We start from the raw sequence: 18,064 nt of genomic DNA, 5'->3' as shown, positions 1-18,064 counted from the left end.
CTCCTTGAGTGGCTTTGTGAGCGCCTTAGCGGGCTGTGCGGTTAAAGTCGCGCCAAGTTTTAATCAGCACGGGTAACAATAGAATTGCAACACCCACAATAGTAAGCATAGACGTGGCAGCTGCAGAACCAAAGAGTTGAGTGTCTGATGTTAAGTCTTTATAAATGATCCAGCTCAATGACGTCGCACTGGCCTCAGAGGCAAAACTAACAATGGGCTCAAACACGCGAAAGTTATCCATCAATTGCATCAAGGTAATAAATACGACCAAAGGCTTCATATAGGGCACCACGACATAACGGATACGTTGCCAACGATTAGCCCCATCAATAGTAGCGGCTTCAAGCGTATCCGCAGGTACAGTCTGTAAACCCGCATAAAACACAATAAAGGAAAATGGCGCTGAGTGCCAAATGCCGTAGACTATTAGCATCATCCACGTCAAGGCAGGAGAGGCTTTTAAAGATAAATTAGGATCATTAAAAAGAGTTTGAATTGAGCCTCCAATAATGCCATCTCCATCGACCATCCAAAACAAAATTAATGACCCAATAAGGGGGGTTACAATCATGGGCAGCAGCGACACAAAAATAGTAGGGCCCTTGGCAAACTTGGGTAGTGAATTAACTCCTAACGCAATAGCCAAACCTAATATAATGACAAAAGGGGTGACTACAAAGGTATAGGTTAGCGTGAAAAAAAGGGCTTTATAAAAGGGTAGGTTGAGTATTTTTTTTATAAAATCAGTCATATTCTCGCTGATTTCCCAGGCTAAACTGACCTCATCAAAAGCAAGATGGCTTCGATTAGTATAGTTGTCAAACCCACTGAACTGTCCTAGTGGCCGTTCCGACCTTAGTTGATCTGTGGCGGCAACGTCAATAGTGGTTATTTGTTTACATCCAAATGGCCCACAATTTTCTGAGCTGATCAGCACCTTTTCGTGCTCGACGTGCAATGACTGGACTATTACAGAAATTACTGGCAAGGCAATAAACAGCACCATGGCCAACAGTGACGGAATAATAAACCAAAAAAAAGTACGATGGGGCATGAAAGGGTTCCGGTTTATATAATGGGCTAAAGTAAAAGGGGCTAAATAAAAGAAAGGGGGCAAAGACGCTTGGCCTTGCCCCCCAATAAGCTAACTAGCTAAATTTAGCCGCTTTTATAAATAACCTTTTTCTGTAGCGGCCGCGTTGTAGGCTGCTTCCATATCTGATAATGCCTGCTCAGCACTTTCAGTTCCTTGTAGGAATTCAGAAAGCTCCGAACCTGCTGCGCCGTGTAAAGCTCCCATAAACGGCATCATAGGGTATGGTGCAGCGCCATTCATAGCGGTTGCATTTACGCCAGAAGCAGCTTTGCTTGGTTTATAACCATCGATTAACCAAACAGTTGCATCATTGTTTGCCTGCACCATTTCAGGAGAGATACCATTCATCATCGCCATAAAGCTTGCTTCAGCATCAGCATCAGACACGTTCTTAGAAATCACAAAACCATCCCACCAAAGAGAAGAGGCTGGTATGCTACTACCATTAAAACTGGGAGCTGCAGCAAAATCAGTATTCATAACAACTTCTTCGGTCGAGCCCTCATCATCCAACACGCCTTTTGTCCGAGAGCCCCACATGGTGGCTAATGCCAACTTGTTACCTTCCCAGAGCGCTTGTGTAGCGTTAGAGTCAAAGGTTAAGAAATCTGGGTGCGAGTAGCTAACTAGCTGCTTCAGCATCTCTAACGTTGCAACTCCATGAGCATTGTTAATAGCCACTTCAGCCGTGCCTGGCTTAAACATGTCGGCACCCGTTCCAAGGTACATGTTGACAAATTCTTCACCTAAGTTCCATCCCGCCTTCGTATTAAGTGCAACTGGATATTCCATAAGCCCAGCGTCACGAATCCTCTTAGCGGCAGTCAATACCTGCTCATAGGTTTGCAATTCATCTACACTCATATCCACTTTGGATAGAATATCTGACCGGTAGAAAAGGTGCTGCGCGTTGGCCATAAAGGCTACTGCCATTACTTTGCCACCAACCGTCACCAACTGTGATTTATTCAAGCTTGAACCATATTTAGCAACGAGTTCGTCCAATGGCCTGACAAGATCATCATTCATTAGGGTGACTAGCGTGGCATTTGACACAGTTAAGGCGGTGTATTCAGCTGGATTTGCCGTTAAGGCTGGTACCATTAAATCTTTGTAGTCTTTGTTGTGGTTTTTAGTCACTGCCACACCATCGCCTGCGCACTCTTCGGCTGCAGAAAAAACTGCATGCAATGCGGGGAAGTCGTTACCCAAAATACTCACATTTGCATTGCCATTTATGCCACAGCCAGCAAAAGCTGAAGAGCTAGTTAAAACAGCTGCTGCAATTGCAGTGAGTGCTATCGTTTTTATTGTGCCCATAATGAACGCATCCTTTTAAGGTTTATTAGTTTGAGACCAATGCGGCCTAATTATGCATCAGCATGCTGCCTTATTACACTCGTATAATGATAGTAAATTACATGCGTATTCAAAATACTACTATTTTTGTGCATAGGTTGGCAATAGCTTTAGGCAAGAGAAGCTCTTTTATTCAATTAAAAAATAATAACATATTGTTTTATATATATTAAAAAATATAACACTGCTATTTTAAAAATGTAAAAAATTCAACAGGACTATTTTAATTCACCAACTTTATCTTTAAATAGAACTTTCAACCGAGCAATAATGCTTGAAAATATGCATAAAAGATGATAATTTTTGAATACGTATGAAATTAAGTTGATAACCATGGCTAAAATACAGTTACGCAATATAGGTAAGCGCTGGGGAAGTTTTGTTGGGGTAGAAAACTTCGACCTGACTATAGCTGATAAAGAATTCCTAGTACTTTTGGGGCCATCTGGTTGTGGTAAAACCACCACCATGCGCATGATTGCAGGCCTAGAGGATGCCACTGAAGGCGAAATTATCATTGACGGGCAAGTCGTTAATGAACTCGACCCAAAGGATCGAGACGTAGCCATGGTATTCCAAAGTTATGCCCTTTATCCCAACATGGATGTATATGAAAACATTCGTTTTCCACTCAAGGTGCGTAAGGCTCCCAAATCTGAGCATCATGAGCGGGTGATGAAAGCGGCAGCGATGGTTGAACTAGAAGATTTTTTACATCGTAAACCGGCTGAGTTGTCAGGAGGACAGCGTCAACGAGTCGCCCTAGCCAGAGCGATAGTCCGCAAGCCAAAAGTATTTCTGATGGATGAGCCCTTGTCAAATTTAGATGCCAAGCTACGGGTTTCTACGCGGGCTCAAATCAAGAATTTATCCCATGAGCTTCAAGTCACGACCATTTATGTTACCCATGACCAAATAGAAGCCATGACATTGGCTGATCGAGTGGTGGTCATGAATAAAGGCATAGTCCAGCAAGTAGGCACTCCCACTGATATCTACGATAATCCAGCTAATACTTTTGTGGCTAGCTTTATTGGCTCACCGGCGATGAACCTAGTGGATGGCACCCTCGAAGCGGGCACATTTAAAGCTCAAAATATGCAAGTAACCGGCTTTGATCAGTTCCCAGATGGACCGGTGACCTTGGGCTTTCGAGCTGAAGATGCGAGCGTTTCAAGCACTGCAGCAGAACTCAACATACAGGTTTACTCTTTGGAACTACTTGGCGACTCTACTATGGTCACGGCGCGTGTTGGTGAAAGCTTAATCGCTGTTAAGTCATCGAAAGACTATAGCGTTGCCATCGGTGCTGAGGTGGGTATCCACATTACTGCCAGCATATGTCACCTATTTGATACCCATAGCGGCCATCGTTTTGAGGAGCATCAACCATGAAAGGTAGTCGCCCAATCCAAGCTGCACTGAGTCGTGACACTGACATGTCAAAAACAGAGGCGACGCAAAAAGTCATCGAATCTATGGTGGATGGCTTGAATGACCATCGCATTGCAGATATCGGTGAGTTTTTTAGCCAAACTTTTAGCTGGATGGGTAATCAAGGTTGTGGCACCAAACAGGGTTTAAAAGAATTTCAAAAAAACTGGCAACAGCCTTTTCAAGCGGCGTTTTCTGACAAAATTTGTGTCGATGAAGCACGTTTATACATGGGTGAATGGGCCGCAGCATTTGGACGTCAGGAAGCCACCCATAGTGGCACTTTTATGGGCATAAAAGCCACTGGCACAAAGGTAGAAATTCGCTACATGGATTTCTGGAAAGTAGTGGACGGCAAAATTTGTGATAACTGGGTCATGGTTGATTTTCCTCATGTGCTGGCGCAATTGGGAGTTGATGTATTTAATGGCGAAGGCTGGGAAGCTTTTGATCTGGGTGAAAAACAAGCGCCACAAGCAAAACAGACAAGGAATTAAGAATGGCAATTACTTATTTAAAACACGCTAAGCCAGACGCTGATAAGGCCCAAGATGATGCACAAACTCGAGCTGTGGTAGAAACAACATTAGCCGACATCGAAGCTCGAGGTGATCAAGCAGTAAGGGACTTAGCTCAGAAATTTGATCAGTACACCCCCCTATCTTTTCGTTTATCTGAAGAACAAATACACAAGATCATAGCCAAGGTGCCGGCCCGTGACATGGAGGATATTAAGTTTGCCCAGCAGCAAGTACGAAACTTTGCTCAAGTGCAACGCGACTCTATGCTGGATGTTGAAGTAGAGACTTTGCCCGGCGTCATTTTGGGACATAAACACATCCCCGTGCAATCAGTAGGTTGTTATGTGCCTGCGGGCAAGTTTCCCATGGTAGCCTCTGCACACATGTCCGTGGCGACCGCTAGTGTAGCTGGAGTGCCTCGCATTATTGCCTGCACTCCACCGTTTAATGGAGAGCCCAACCCTGCTGTAGTTGCAGCCATGCACTTAGGGGGTGCCCATGAGATCTATGTTATTGGGGGTATTCAGGCCGTTGGGGCCATGGCCATAGGCACAGAGACCATAGAACCTGTGCATCTGCTCGTTGGCCCAGGTAATGCCTTTGTTGCCGAGGCAAAGCGACAATTGTTTGGACGCGTCGGTATTGATTTGTTTGCTGGACCAACGGAAACAATGATTATTGCTGACGATACGGTTGACGCAGAAATGTGCGCCACAGATATGTTGGGACAAGCTGAGCATGGTTATAACTCACCTGCAGCCTTGGTGACAACTAGCCGGGCTTTAGCAGAGGCTACCTTGCTGGAGATAGATCGAATCTTACAGATTTTGCCCACTGCTGATACAGCCTCTGTAAGTTGGCGCGATTACGGTGAAATCATTTTGTGTGACACCCATGCAGAAATGTTGCAAGTCTCTGAGCAAAAAGCTTATGAACACGTGCAAGTGATGACCGATCGTGATGATTGGTATCTTGAGAATATGACCTGTTACGGTGGCCTATTTCTGGGGCCACGAACTAACGTCTCTAACGGTGATAAGGTGATCGGTACTAACCACACCCTACCTACCCGAAAGGCTGGACGTTATACCGGTGGCTTATGGGTGGGTAAATACCTTAAGACCCATAGCTATCAAAAAATAACCTCTGACGAAGCGGCAACCATGATCGGCGAGTATGGTTCCCGCTTATGCATGTTGGAAGGGTTCGTGGGACACGCTGAACAATGTAACTTAAGAGTCCGCCGCTACGGCAAAAAGCATGTGCCCTATGGAACAGGGGCCCAGTAATGGCTAATGGGGCGCATAACAAAGCTATTTTGGAGCCTCTATTTAGGGCCATGCAGGACTTTGAAGCCCCTCAAGTGCAAAGTCTACTAAAGGAATTAATGGCCCATGATGCAGTGGCGCATATGTGCTTACCCTTTAATGATGTGACAGGTCCTACAGCGCTCTATGAAACCTGTTATCAGCCGTTACTGAGGGCTATGCCTGATCTTGAAAGGCGTGACTTTATAATGATGTCTAGCCCTTCTTCAGAAGGGCAAGAATGGGTGGGATGCGCCGGCCATTATGTTGGCACGTTTGTAGCTCCTTGGTTGGATATACCCCCCACAGGGCATATGACACACATACGCTTGCATGAATTTTACCGCTTTGAGAAAGGTAAAATAGTTGAAATTCAAGCCATTTGGGATATCCCAGAAGTGATGTTGCAAGCTCGAGCGTGGCCTTTGGCTCCATCCCTAGGCTGGGAAGGTTTTATTCCGAGTCCTGCCAGCCAAGATGGCTTACGCATAGAGGATAAATTTGAAGGACAAGGCCAAGCAAATGCTGATTTAGTGATTGATATGCTCCAACACCTGATACGTCATCCTGCAGAGGGTGGCCCTGAAGTTATGCAATTAGAACGCTTTTGGCACCCTCGGATGAATTGGTATGGACCGGGTGGCATTGGCACCGCTAGGGGTATTGCAGGTTTTCGTAATTGGCATCAGATACCATTTTTAAAGGCCATGCCAGATCGTGGACAACAGACTCAAGGGGTCGCTTCACATTTATTTGGTGAGGGTCAATATGTCGCAGTCACGGGATGGCCCAACATGCGCCAAACTCTAACACGCGATGGCTGGCTGGGTATTGCGCCTGCAGGCCAAGAGGTGAGTTTGCGTAGTCTTGACTTTTGGCGTGTGGAGCGCGGACTTATAAGAGAAAACTGGGTACTCATAGACCTATTGGATGTATATCGTCAGCTTGGTATCGATGTTTTTGCACGTCTACGTGAGTTCAACAAAGCGCATAGTGTCACCCATATAACCCCCTCGGTTTGAGAGACTTAATATGCTTTTACTCAAACGCTCTGAGTTTAGTTTAGTAGATCATATATCGTTGATTATGAGCGCATTTTTATCCTTTTTAGGTATTGATACAAGTATTGGTGCAGCGCATGAGTAAAGATAAAGTAACCTCGCAACAAGTGGCTGACTTGGCAGGTGTGAGCCAGTCTGCAGTCAGCAGGGTTTATACTTCAGGGGCTTCAGCCTCAAAAAAGACCATTGATAAAGTCCATAAAGCCGCTGCTGAATTAAATTATCGGCCTAACGTTTTAGCCAGAGCCATGGTATCGGGTAAGAGTCGCATTATTGGCTTGGTCGTTGCCTACTTAGAAAACCAATTCTATCCAACAGCCATAGAAAAATTATCGACTCAGTTACAAGAAAAAGGCTACCATGTTTTAATTTTTATGGCTTCCAAAACAGCTGGCAACATTGACTCTGTGGTAGAAGAAATCCTTGACTACCAAGTTGATGGCATTATTGCTGCCTCAGTCGCATTGTCGTCAAAACTGGCTGATCGATGCCACTCAGCGGGAGTACCTGTGGTGCTGTTTAACCGCACCCAAGACGATGAGGCTCTGTCCTGCGTGACCTCTGATAATTTTAATGGCGGGGTAAAAGCGGCGCGTTTTTTGTTAGCGGGTGGGCATAACAAGTTAGGCTACATTGCAGGTTGGGAAGGCGCATCAACCCAGCGTAATCGCGAATTTGGCTTTACCGCTGCCCTGCAACAAACTGGGGTCAAACTGCATGCTCGGGAGGTAGGTGACTTCTCTATGGAGCAGGCCAGTGCAGCCACCCGTAGAATGTTTGCAGACAACCCCCCTGATGCGGTATTTGTAGCTAACGACCATATGGCGTTTGCCGTCATGGACACCTTGCGTTTTGAGTTAGGTTTTAATATTCCTAAAGATGTGTCGTTGATTAGCTACGATGATGTTCCTGCGGCGGCATGGCCCGCTTATAACCTAACCACAGTGCGCCAGCGAGTTAATCAAATGGTGCAAGAAACAGTGCGTATATTGATGGAGCAAATTGAGGGCAATAGCTTGCAAAGCCAGCGCATATCTATTGGCTCACCTATTATTTTAAGGGGTACTGCTCGCATACCAAAAGGATGGCAACCATGAAGGGTTTTGACAGTAAATTTAAGGATTTCCCAGACTATATTTTGGGTATCACCCAAGAAATTTGGGAACAGCGCGGCTTAGCTACCTTGCATCACTATTACGCGCCCGACATACCAGTGCGCTCTCCAGGCTCTATGGTAGTGGGTAATCAAACTGTGATTGCAGCTACCATGGCTACCTTAACTGAATTCCCTGACCGACAGTTATTGGGTGAGGATGTAATTTGGTCTGGAAGCCCTGAAGAGGGCATGTTTTCCTCTCACCGTATCCTCACCACAGCCACCCACCTAGGTAACGGTGTGTATGGCAAGGCTTCTGGTAAAGCCCTTAAATATCGCGTGATTGCCGATTGCCACGCCATAAACAATCAGATTAATGATGAATGGCTCATTCGTGATCAAGGCGCCGTTGTCCGTCAGTTAGGGCTAGACCCAAAAGACTATGCCCAAGATTTAATCGACCGAGAAGGTGGCCCTGAAAACTGCGTGCAGCCATTCACACCTGCCATTGACCAACCGGGCCCATACCGGGGTCAAGGTAACCAAGAGGAGTTTGGTGAAAAATATGCATCCATATTGCAGCGCATTATGGCTGCTGAAGTGAGTTGCATTCAATCCCAATATGACCGAGCCTGCCAGTCTGAGTATCCAGGCGGTGTTAGTACTCACTCCTGGGGGCCAATAGAGCGTTTTTGGATGGGTTTAAGAGCGAGCTTCCCGAGTGCCAAATTCACCATCGATCACCAAATTGGTCGCCAAGATCCATTGATGCCACCCAGAGCTGCCATCCGTTTTAGTTTGCAAGGTAAGCATGAGGGCTGGGGCAGTTTTGGTAAACCCACGGGTGCTGACGTGTATATTATGGCTGCCGCTCATGTTGAGTTTGGTCCCTATGGGATCAGGCGCGAATTTGTTGTGTTTGACGAAACCTCGATTTGGAAACAAATTTTAATGCAAACGGCTTAATTAACGCCAGCTATGAGCAGTTTCAAGGTGTGTAATTTTAATCATATTGCCCTACAGGATGATTGTATGACTGAACCAGTTCTCGTTCGCTATGGTGAACTAAAACCATGTCGGAGTGCATTTATTGATGCCCATACCCCAGGTTCTGAACAAAAAGAAAACTTCACGATAATTGGTGCTGGAGTGGCAGAAAGCCCAGATCAACATGTGCACATTAAAGCCACGCCAGGCTTTAATATTGGTGCAGCTGGCCAGCCGCCAAAGTGTGTTAACTCCCTGCATTACCACAACAGTGCAGAAGTGTTTTTTATATTGCGCGGTAAATGGCGTTTTTTTTGGGGCTTAAATGGTGATGCAGGCGAAGTAATATTGCAAGAAGGTGACCTCATTAGTGTGCCCACACGGATCTTTCGTGGCTTTGAAAATGTGGGCACAGATTATGGCATGATCATGGCTATACTGGGTGGAGATGATGCCGGTGGAGGTGTTGTTTGGGCGCCACAGGTGCTCGAAAACGCCTTAACCCATGGTTTGGTATTAAGTGAAAAAGGTGTGCTTTATGACACTAAAAAAGGCCAGTCTTTGCCCGTAGGTGAGCAGCCAATGCCACCACTCACCCCTAAGCAGTTGGCTGATATTGTTGAATTGCCTGTTGAAAGCCTCATCCCCCAATATGTAGCTCGGTACTGGGATATGGTGGCCTTAGCCAAGCACACGCCGTGTCAGGTGATTGGAGAAACCGGCCTCATCAAGGACAAACCGGGCTTTGTGGTAGAGTTATTGGTGCGCACATCGATTAGTAATCAGGCCTATCAAAGTGCAAAAGATGAAGTGCTCATGGTCATGCGGGGACACTGGAAATTGACTTGGGGTCATGATCAGCTTGTATTGAATCCGGGGGATACCTGTTGGGTGCCTGCACATCTTTCTCATAGCCTAGAAGTGTGTGTGAGTGGAGAAGCTAGTCTCTATCGTGTGACTGGCACAGATGATGATGCTGGCCTCACTTGGCAGGGTGAGTGAAACTTTGTTATGAAGCTCGAACCTTTACTCCTGCTGCCTGGCATGATGTGTGATAGCCGCATGTACGCCTCCCAGATTTTGGCCTTGGAAGACCTTACTGAGTGTCAGGTTGGCAACATTGGAGGGGCGAACAATATGGTTGATATTGCGGCTCAAGTGCTGGCTCAAGCACCCGACAAATTTGCCCTAGCTGGCTTATCTATGGGCGGTATCGTGGCCATGGAAATCATCCGTCAGGCACCAGAGAGAGTCACTCGATTAGCTCTGATGAATACTAACCCATGCGCTGAAGAGGATGCGGTCAAGGTCACCCGTCAACCGCAGATAGATGTGGTGCGGGCAGGTCAGCTGGAGCCAATGTTGCGTGACACCATGGTGCCACGATATTTTGCTACCCAAGAGGCCCACAGCCAATTTGACCAGTTGTGTATTGATATGGCCTTGAGTCAAGGCGAGGATGTATTTGTGCGACAATCCTTGGCTTTAAAAAATCGTCACGACCAGCGGGAAACATTGGCATTGTTTGATAAGCCTTGTTTAGTGCTTATGGGTGAAGCTGATGAAATATGCCCCTTAGAAAAGCATGAATGTATGGTTACCCTGCTATCTAATGTGACTTTCGTTAAGATTCATAACGCTGGGCACATTCCCACACTTGAACAACCCGCAGCCACCAACGCTGCCTTAAGACAATGGATGGTACAAAAATGAATGTTAGTTTGTTGAAAAAGCTACAAAGCGTAGACACGCCTACGGTGTGCAATGCCATTGAGGTGGCTCAAGGCCAACGAGGCTTCAATCAATTCACCAAGGGCACCATGCTCATCTCATCAAGTGAAGATTTGGCTATAGTAGGTTATGCCCGCACTGCTCAAATTGCCGCCCTAGCGCCTCCCAAAGAAAGCGCCAGTGTGATTAAACAACGCCGAGCAGATTACTATCGGCACATGTCTGAAGGGCCAAGACCGGCTATTGCCGTAGTGGAGGATATCGATTATCCCCACGCTATTGGGGCTTATTGGGGCGAAGTGAATACCACCATTCATAAGGCTTTTGGGCTCGGGGGCGCTTTAACTAATGGGGTCATGCGCGATTTGGGTGATCTACCCACTGGATTTCCCGTAGTGGCAGGTTCAATTGGCCCAAGCCATGGGTTTGTGCACGTGCGTAGCATTGGCCAGCCAGTGACTATTTTTGGTATGCACGTTGTCGATGGAGACCTTGTACATGCAGACAGACACGGCGCCTTAGTCATTCCTCCAGAGGTTATCCCCCTGCTTGAGGCGGCCATTGATCAGTTGCTGACTACTGAGCAACTGATTTTAGGTCCAGCACGCCAAGAAGGTTTTGGTCTAGCTGAATTTGAGAAGGCTTGGGCAGCCTTTGAAAAGGCACGTACCTAAATTTGAGGAGGGTCAAATAACCCCAGACACCCTCAACAATTAGAACAACAATTAGGCCAAATTTAAATATTCTGCCGTGCCTTCTAAAAGCATCTGTACCGCCATAATAATGAGCACCATGCCCATCAAACGCTCTATGGCGATCAGCCCTCTTTCTCCCAGCAAAACGTAAAGCCTGCGTGAAGCCAATAAAATAAGGGCAGAAACAACCCAAGCAGCGGTGACAGCTAACCACATGTCTAACCACTGACCTTCAGCTGACTTTCGCATTAGCATAATCATGGCTAAGCTTGAAGGTCCAGCTATAAGAGGAATAGCTAAAGGGACGATAAAGGGCTCACCATCGGGCGTTTTACCTAATAAGCCACCTTCTTTTGGAAACACCATCTTTATAGCAATCAGAAATAATACAATGCCCCCGCCAATCCGAATGGCTTCTTGAGAGACCTGTAAGAAACTTAAAATATAGGGACCTAAGACTAAAAATATTAACAATACCAAATAGGCGATGAGTAATTCTCTGCGTAAAACCAGTCGTCTCCGCTCTTCAGGCACTTGTTTTAACACCGACAAAAATAGAGGGATATTACCAAGGGGATCCATCACTAAAAAAAGTAAAGTGGCAGCAGCAAAAATATCCATACGTTTCTCAATATAAGGTTAACTAATTAATCTAAGCGTCGCTGAATAACCACAGCATGGTTCCAGCTAGGCGCTGATTCCACATGGGTAGCACGGCCTCGCTCTTGGCGTGGTGTGACATTAAAATGGGTGCGGTAGGTGGTACTAAAATGACTCGCAGAAGAAAAGCCACAACTCATGCCCACTTCTACAATAGAGCGATCCGTGTCCCTTAGCATTTGACGAGCCTTATCTAACCTCAATTGCAAATAAAACCGCGAAGGTACATTGTCTAAATGTTTTTTAAATAAGCGCTCTAAGTGCCTTCTAGACAGCCCGACATGGTATGCCAAATCATCAGGAGACAAGGGCTCTTCTATATTGGTTTCCATGAGTGTCACAGCTTCAATCAGTTTAGGCTGACTAGAGCCGATGCGCGCTTTAAGAGGAATACGCTGCTCAGCATCTTGAGGGCGCATGCGCTCAACCAAAAACCATTCAGATAAATGCACAGCCACATCTAAGCCCTGCTGCTGCGTCAACCAGGCTAACATAAAGTCTGTCGTTGAGGCCCCACCAGCACAGGTCATCATCTGCGCATCTTGCTCAAACAATTGATGACTCCAAAGGACTGCAGGAAAATTTTCCCGTAGATTTTCAATCATCGACCAGTGGCAACAACTGCGCTTACCGTTAAGCAAGCCAGCATAGGCCATGGGCAAAATACCCGTGCCTATGGCTAACATCGTCACACCCCTTTTAGCCTGCTGGACTAACCAGCGTTCTAAAGTCACATCAGTTTCATTAGGCGTGATTAAGTCCCCAATCACAAACAAGGTATCAACAGGTTCACTTGCTAAGTATTTAACTGATGGACCTAGCACAGAATCGCTACCCACAGACATTACTTGAAGTTTATATTTAGCGTATTCCAACACTTGGTTTGTGTGCAGTAAAAGTTCAGTAATTTGCCCATAATGGCTCACACTCAGGCGGGATAATAAAAGCAGACCTACGGTATGGGAGTTTTGTAACTTAGACATAGGCCTCAAGGATACACTGAATTATTAAGTGGTTGTATAAAACATCATCAATGGCATGCCAAAGTCAGGCCAGTGTATAGAAAAAGCATCAATCATCCATAAAAGTTTAGAACAAATATCCTCAATGTCATGATAACAAAAACTAGGGTCGCACCAGCTCAAGTTTTGACCTAGTACAGCCAAACATTTTCTTGAATAATACACTTGGCATTAACAAGATTTGTTACACTTCCTAAAAGTGAAGTTAGCTGATGTCCCAAGGAAGAGTTTTATGCGCACATTAACAGATAAAAAAAACAATGCGATTGATTTAGTTTGTGACCTGATTGGAAAGCGTCAGAAGAAGGCTAAGTCTGCAACCATGCAGCAACTCGCCCGCCTCTACTACGCTGAAAGCATCCCCACAGAATTATTACAATTCGATACAGACAACCTGTATGGCGCGTTAGCTAGCTTATGGGATTGCGTACAGCTGCGTCATAAAGATCAAGTTAACATCCGTGTATATAACCCTAATTATGAAGAACATCAGTGGTACACCAGCCACACGATTGTAGACATCGTCTGCGATGACAAAGCCTTTTTAGTGTCTTCCATTACTAATGCCCTAGTGCAGTTAGGCCATACCATTCATATCACCACTCATCCAGTGGTTGCTATCGAGCGCGATAATAAAGGCCACATTACCAGCCTATCCCCGTTCACAGGTAAGGCTGATAGCGCCAACTTAGAAGCCGTCATGCGTTTTGAAATTGATCAGCAAAATGATCCTGATGCAGTGACTAAAATAGTGACTAGCCTCACAGGGATTATTAGTGACGTGCGTTTAGTGGTGGACGATTGGCTACCCATGCGTGACAAACTCGTTTCCATTATTGACACTTTAGAAGCCCAAAACTTACCTGTGGCAGCCGAAAACTTGGCTGAGAACATTGCTTTTTTGCGCTGGGTAGCCGACAGCCATTTCACCTTTATTGGTTATCGCTCTTATGCACTCAAAGAAGATGCAGTTACCGGTTTATGCCTTCTTGCTCCACAAAAAGGCACTGGCCTAGGCAGTTTTCGTGACCATAACTGTAGCATCGAGAGCCTATTGCCCAAGACTCTATCGCCACGCAACTCAGATTTAGCCTTGCGCAAAAATATGCTAGTTATGACTAAATCTACCAGTCGCTCCACAGTGCACCGCCCGGTGAATTTTGACTACTTGGGCCTTAAACGCTTTGACAGTCAAGGTAATGTTATTGGCGAAGAACGTTTTTTTGGTCTGTATTCTTCTGCTGCCTATACGGCTCGTATTGACGAAGTACCATTGCTAAGGCGCAAGGCTCAAGATTTACGTGAACGCATTGAACTATTACCCAACAGTCACAAGGGTAAGGCCTTACAACACATTCTCAATAGCTACCCTCGGGACGAAATGTTGCAAGCTAGTGTGGATGAACTTTACCCCATTATTCGTGGGGTACTAGACACACAAGAGCGGCATAATTTGCGCCTATTTCTTCGTCTGGATACTTTTGGTCGTTTTGCTACCGCCCTAGTGTATGTGCCACGTGAGCGCTTCAACACGCAATTGCGCATTAAGATGCAAAACATCCTGATACGAGAATTCACTGGTTCTAGTGTTGATTTTAATGTCATGTTTTCTGAGCAGCCTTTGGCTCGGGTGCAGTTGACGGTGCATGGCAAAGACATTCACAACTTACCGTTTGACATTAATGATATCGAACAGCAAATGCGCAATGCCATGCTGGCCTGGAGTGACCACTTACACCACGCCCTCAACAAAAAACGTGGTGAGGCCGAGGGTAACCTTTTGTTTAAGCAGTATGGACATGCTTTTCCATTGGCCTACCAAGAGAATTTTTCTGCTCAAGTGGCTGTTATGGACTTAATCCGCCTACAAAAGATTAATGTGGATAATCCACTGTCTACCTACTTATACCGATCAGTGTATCAATCAGACCAGAGTCTAAATTTCAAAGTATTTGGACACGGCCAAGCTAAAGCCCTATCTGATGTGTTACCTATTTTGGAGCGCATGGGTGTCAAGGTCATCAACGCATATCCCTACACCATTCGACCTGAAACTGGCCTCGATAAGTGGATTATCGACTTTGTGATTGAAATTGATCCTCAGGTCAATCTTAACCGCGCCAATGTTAAAGAACGTTTTCAAGAAGCCTTTAGTCAAATTTATATGGGACGAGTGGCCAACGATCGTTTTAATAGCTTGATCTTAGCCGCTAACTTGACTTGGCAGCAAACCATTCTCATGCGCGCCATTGGTAGTTACTTGCTCCAAGTCCAAGTGCCATTTAGCCAGGCCTACATGCAGTCTAGCTTAGTCCGTAATGCTGACATTACCCATACCTTAGTGCGTTTATTTGAGGCTCGCTTTGACCCGAATGAGGAGCAATCTGAAGACCTTGTTGAACATTTACAAGAAGACATCAGCTTAGCCTTAGAACAAGTAAGCAACCTTGATGAAGACCGCATTGTTAAGCATTTCTTAGCTGTGATCATGGCCATGCTTCGGACCAACTACTTTCAAACGGATAGCAACGGTGGTCGCCACGAATACTTGTCTTGCAAATTAGACCCAAGTCAGATTCCGGGTGTGCCATTACCCTTGCCTAAGTATGAGATTTTTGTCTATTCAACATGGGTAGAGGGTGTCCATCTTCGGGGTGGCAAGGTGGCTCGCGGTGGCTTACGCTGGTCTGATCGTCAAGAAGACTATCGCACAGAAGTGCTTGGACTTGCCAAAGCTCAAATGGTGAAAAATGCTGTGATTGTGCCTTTAGGTGCTAAGGGTGGTTTTGTATGCAAACAATTGCCAGTCACGCAAGACCGTGAAATTTTAATGGCCGAAGTCATCCGAAGCTACTCCACATTTATTCAAGCCTTGCTGGACATCACCGATAATATTGTTGATCAACAGGTGGTTGCTCCAAAACAGGTGAGACGTTTTGATGATGATGATCCTTACTTAGTAGTTGCCGCTGACAAGGGCACTGCAACCTTTTCGGACTTGGCGAACTCAATTTCAGAAAAAAATGCCTTTTGGTTGGGCGATGCCTTTGCCTCTGGGGGCGCTAATGGTTACGACCATAAGAAAATGGGTATTACTGCCCGCGGTGCGTGGGAATCTGTAAAACGATTGTTTGCCGAACAAGGCCGTGATTGCCAAAGCCAAGATTTCACCGTCGTAGCGGTAGGAGATATGGCAGGTGATGTGTTTGGTAACGGCATGCTTTTGTCAAAACACGTGTGTTTGCAGGCTGCGTTCAACCACTTGCATATTTTTATTGACCCCACTCCAGACGCCAAAGCATCGTTTGTTGAACGTCAGCGTTTATTCAATCTTCCACGGTCCAGTTGGACCGACTATGAGAGCAAGCTAATTTCTAAAGGGGGTGGCATATTTGAACGCTCAGCCAAGTCCATTAAACTGAGCCCTCAAATGCAAAGCATGATGGGCACAGACACCAAAAAAATGGCCCCCAACGAACTAATCCACGCTTTATTAAAAATGCCAGTTGATCTGTTTTGGAATGGGGGCATCGGCACTTATGTTAAGGCCAGTAGCGAAAATCATAGTGACATTGGTGACCCAGCCAACGATAACTTGCGAGTTAATGGCAATCAACTAGGTGCCAGAGTGATTGGTGAAGGTGGTAATCTTGGTTTCTCTCAGCATGGACGCATTGAGTTTGCGCAGGCTGGGGGCTACATCAACACCGACGCTATTGATAATTCAGCGGGTGTGGATAGTTCAGACCATGAAGTGAACATCAAAATTCTGCTGAGCCAACTGGTCGATGCAGGCGACATGACGATGAAACAACGCAACACCCTACTGGCCAGTATGACTGATGAAGTCGGTGAGCTCGTCCTGAGCCATAACTACCATCAAACCCTAGTTTTGAGCATTGCTGAAGGCCAAGCGAGTGCTCGCTTAAGCGATCATAAACGCTTAATACATAGCCTAGAAAAACAAGGTCGGCTCAATCGTGGCTTGGAAGGTCTGCCAGATGATGCCAATATGGACGAACGGGCCCGAGTGCAAGCGGGACTAACGCGCCCTGAAATTTCCGTATTATTGGCCTACAGTAAGATGCGCTTATTCGATGAGTTGATGGCAGCAAATATTGGAAATGACGCCTATTTAGCGCGCAGCCTAGAACATTATTTTCCTAAAGTACTGAGTAAAAAATACGCCACAGCAATAGCGTCACACCCGTTACGCAGCGAAATTATTGCGACCCATGTTACCAATCAAATTGGCAACCGCATGGGATCTACCTTTGGTAACTATTTGCAAGAAGAAATGGGCGCAGAAGCAGGTGACATGGCGCGCGCCTTCACTGCAGCTTGCGATATTATACAAGCCCAAAGTTTGTGGCATGAACTAGATCGAGTCACCTTGATCATAGACTACCCAAAGTCCATGCAACTACATAAGAATATTCAGACCTTATTGGAAGACCTCACTTTGTGGTTGTTAAGCCAACATCCGGGTCAAACTATTCAAACCATGGTGGACCAGTATCAAAAGCCAATGGCTATTTATTACTCGGAACTGACCCATTTATTGCCTCAAGCAGCAACCCACCGCATCAATGCGCAAGCAGATGAGCTAACAGCAATGGGGATGGATTCCAAAATTAGCCAGCGTTTAAGCCAGCTAGAATTTTTATACTACGGTTTATATGTGGCTCGAGTCGCTAGCGAGTGTGAAACTAAAGTAATTACGTCTGCCCAAACGTGGTATCGGTTGTACGAAAGATTCCAAGGTGATTGGCTCAATCAAGCCATTGCTAATTTACCCATTAAAGACCAGTGGCAACGCAAAGCCAGAGGCAGCCTTAAACAAGAGTTTGAAGCCAGCCTAGCCCAGTTGACTCAAGCTGTCATTGTGGGTGATCAAGACCCCGCATGGGAGTTACGCAATGAGGCTTTTATTGAGCGTTGCCTAGCCATCTTGGGTGAACTACAAAGTAACACCAACATTAATTTAGCCATGTTATCAGTTGCAGTCCGAGAAATTGCCAAGCTGAAGACCAGTAGCACTTAACACGCAATGCATTGTGATTAACTCACATCATCCAAAAAATATTAGGAACTT

Annotated in this window: 14 protein-coding genes; 10 read left to right on the top strand and 4 right to left on the bottom strand. The window is 45.8% G+C overall.

Annotation, left to right across the window (positions count from 1 at the left end; genetic code table 11):
* Window positions 1-25: 25 nt before the first annotated feature.
* Together ABXT59_RS01150 and ABXT59_RS01145 are read right to left on the bottom strand one after the other, a co-directional pair.
* The gene (locus ABXT59_RS01150; RefSeq protein ID WP_443637148.1) at window positions 26-1,054 is read right to left on the bottom strand and encodes a carbohydrate ABC transporter permease; all 1,029 of its coding nucleotides are present in this window, start codon (window positions 1,052-1,054) and stop codon (window positions 26-28) included.
* Between the two features lie 114 nt (window positions 1,055-1,168).
* Entirely contained in the window at window positions 1,169-2,416 is a 1,248-nt protein-coding gene (locus ABXT59_RS01145) for an ABC transporter substrate-binding protein (protein ID WP_443637146.1), read from the bottom strand.
* 372 nt (window positions 2,417-2,788) lie between these two features.
* Here ABXT59_RS01145 and ABXT59_RS01140 point away from each other — a divergent pair, with 372 nt between their 5' ends.
* The 9 genes from ABXT59_RS01140 to ABXT59_RS01100 all read left to right on the top strand — a co-directional run bounded on the left by ABXT59_RS01140 (window position 2,789) and on the right by ABXT59_RS01100 (window position 11,266).
* Window positions 2,789-3,850 carry an ABC transporter ATP-binding protein gene (locus ABXT59_RS01140; RefSeq protein ID WP_443637144.1) on the top strand — a complete coding sequence of 354 codons (1,062 nt, stop codon included), beginning with the start codon at window positions 2,789-2,791 and terminating at the stop codon, window positions 3,848-3,850.
* On the top strand, window positions 3,847-4,386 hold the full coding sequence (locus ABXT59_RS01135) for an ester cyclase (RefSeq protein WP_443637143.1): 540 nt from the start codon (window positions 3,847-3,849) through the stop codon (window positions 4,384-4,386). Before ABXT59_RS01140 ends, ABXT59_RS01135 begins: the two co-directional genes overlap by 4 nt.
* A 2-nt stretch (window positions 4,387-4,388) precedes the next feature.
* The gene (gene hisD / locus ABXT59_RS01130; protein ID WP_443637142.1) at window positions 4,389-5,699 is read left to right on the top strand and encodes a histidinol dehydrogenase; all 1,311 of its coding nucleotides are present in this window, start codon (window positions 4,389-4,391) and stop codon (window positions 5,697-5,699) included.
* Window positions 5,699-6,739 carry an ester cyclase gene (locus ABXT59_RS01125; protein WP_443637140.1) on the top strand — a complete coding sequence of 347 codons (1,041 nt, stop codon included), beginning with the start codon at window positions 5,699-5,701 and terminating at the stop codon, window positions 6,737-6,739. Before hisD ends, ABXT59_RS01125 begins: the two co-directional genes overlap by 1 nt.
* Window positions 6,740-6,855: 116 nt before the next feature.
* Window positions 6,856-7,875, top strand: coding sequence for a LacI family DNA-binding transcriptional regulator (locus ABXT59_RS01120; protein ID WP_443637138.1), 1,020 nt, complete (start codon window positions 6,856-6,858; stop codon window positions 7,873-7,875).
* The gene (locus ABXT59_RS01115; protein ID WP_443637136.1) at window positions 7,872-8,840 is read left to right on the top strand and encodes an ester cyclase; all 969 of its coding nucleotides are present in this window, start codon (window positions 7,872-7,874) and stop codon (window positions 8,838-8,840) included. The genes ABXT59_RS01120 and ABXT59_RS01115 overlap by 4 nt, the downstream gene beginning before the upstream one ends.
* 66 nt (window positions 8,841-8,906) lie before the next feature.
* A complete protein-coding gene (locus ABXT59_RS01110) occupies window positions 8,907-9,863 on the top strand; it encodes a cupin domain-containing protein (protein WP_443637135.1) in 957 nt (318 codons plus the stop codon).
* Between the two features lie 9 nt (window positions 9,864-9,872).
* Window positions 9,873-10,574, top strand: a complete 702-nt coding sequence (locus ABXT59_RS01105) for an alpha/beta fold hydrolase (RefSeq protein ID WP_443637133.1) — start codon at window positions 9,873-9,875, stop codon at window positions 10,572-10,574.
* Window positions 10,571-11,266 (top strand): RraA family protein, encoded by a 696-nt coding sequence (locus ABXT59_RS01100; protein WP_443637132.1) that lies wholly within the window; start codon window positions 10,571-10,573, stop codon window positions 11,264-11,266. The genes ABXT59_RS01105 and ABXT59_RS01100 overlap by 4 nt, the downstream gene beginning before the upstream one ends.
* A gap of 51 nt (window positions 11,267-11,317) precedes the next feature.
* Here ABXT59_RS01100 and ABXT59_RS01095 read toward each other — a convergent pair whose 3' ends face one another.
* Both ABXT59_RS01095 and ABXT59_RS01090 read right to left on the bottom strand, forming a co-directional pair.
* Window positions 11,318-11,908 (bottom strand): MarC family protein, encoded by a 591-nt coding sequence (locus ABXT59_RS01095; protein ID WP_443637130.1) that lies wholly within the window; start codon window positions 11,906-11,908, stop codon window positions 11,318-11,320.
* 26 nt (window positions 11,909-11,934) lie between these two features.
* Window positions 11,935-12,930, bottom strand: coding sequence for a GlxA family transcriptional regulator (locus ABXT59_RS01090; protein WP_443637129.1), 996 nt, complete (start codon window positions 12,928-12,930; stop codon window positions 11,935-11,937).
* Between the two features lie 271 nt (window positions 12,931-13,201).
* On the opposite strand from ABXT59_RS01090, the gene ABXT59_RS01085 reads away from it, so the two are divergent.
* The gene (locus ABXT59_RS01085) at window positions 13,202-18,013 is read left to right on the top strand and encodes an NAD-glutamate dehydrogenase (RefSeq protein WP_443637128.1); all 4,812 of its coding nucleotides are present in this window, start codon (window positions 13,202-13,204) and stop codon (window positions 18,011-18,013) included.
* Window positions 18,014-18,064: the final 51 nt, after the last annotated feature.

This window comes from Candidatus Njordibacter sp. Uisw_058 (assembly GCF_047730065.1).
Taxonomy (GTDB): Bacteria; Pseudomonadota; Gammaproteobacteria; order Pseudomonadales; family Balneatricaceae; genus Njordibacter.
This window is presented reverse-complemented; position numbering and strand designations above follow the sequence as displayed.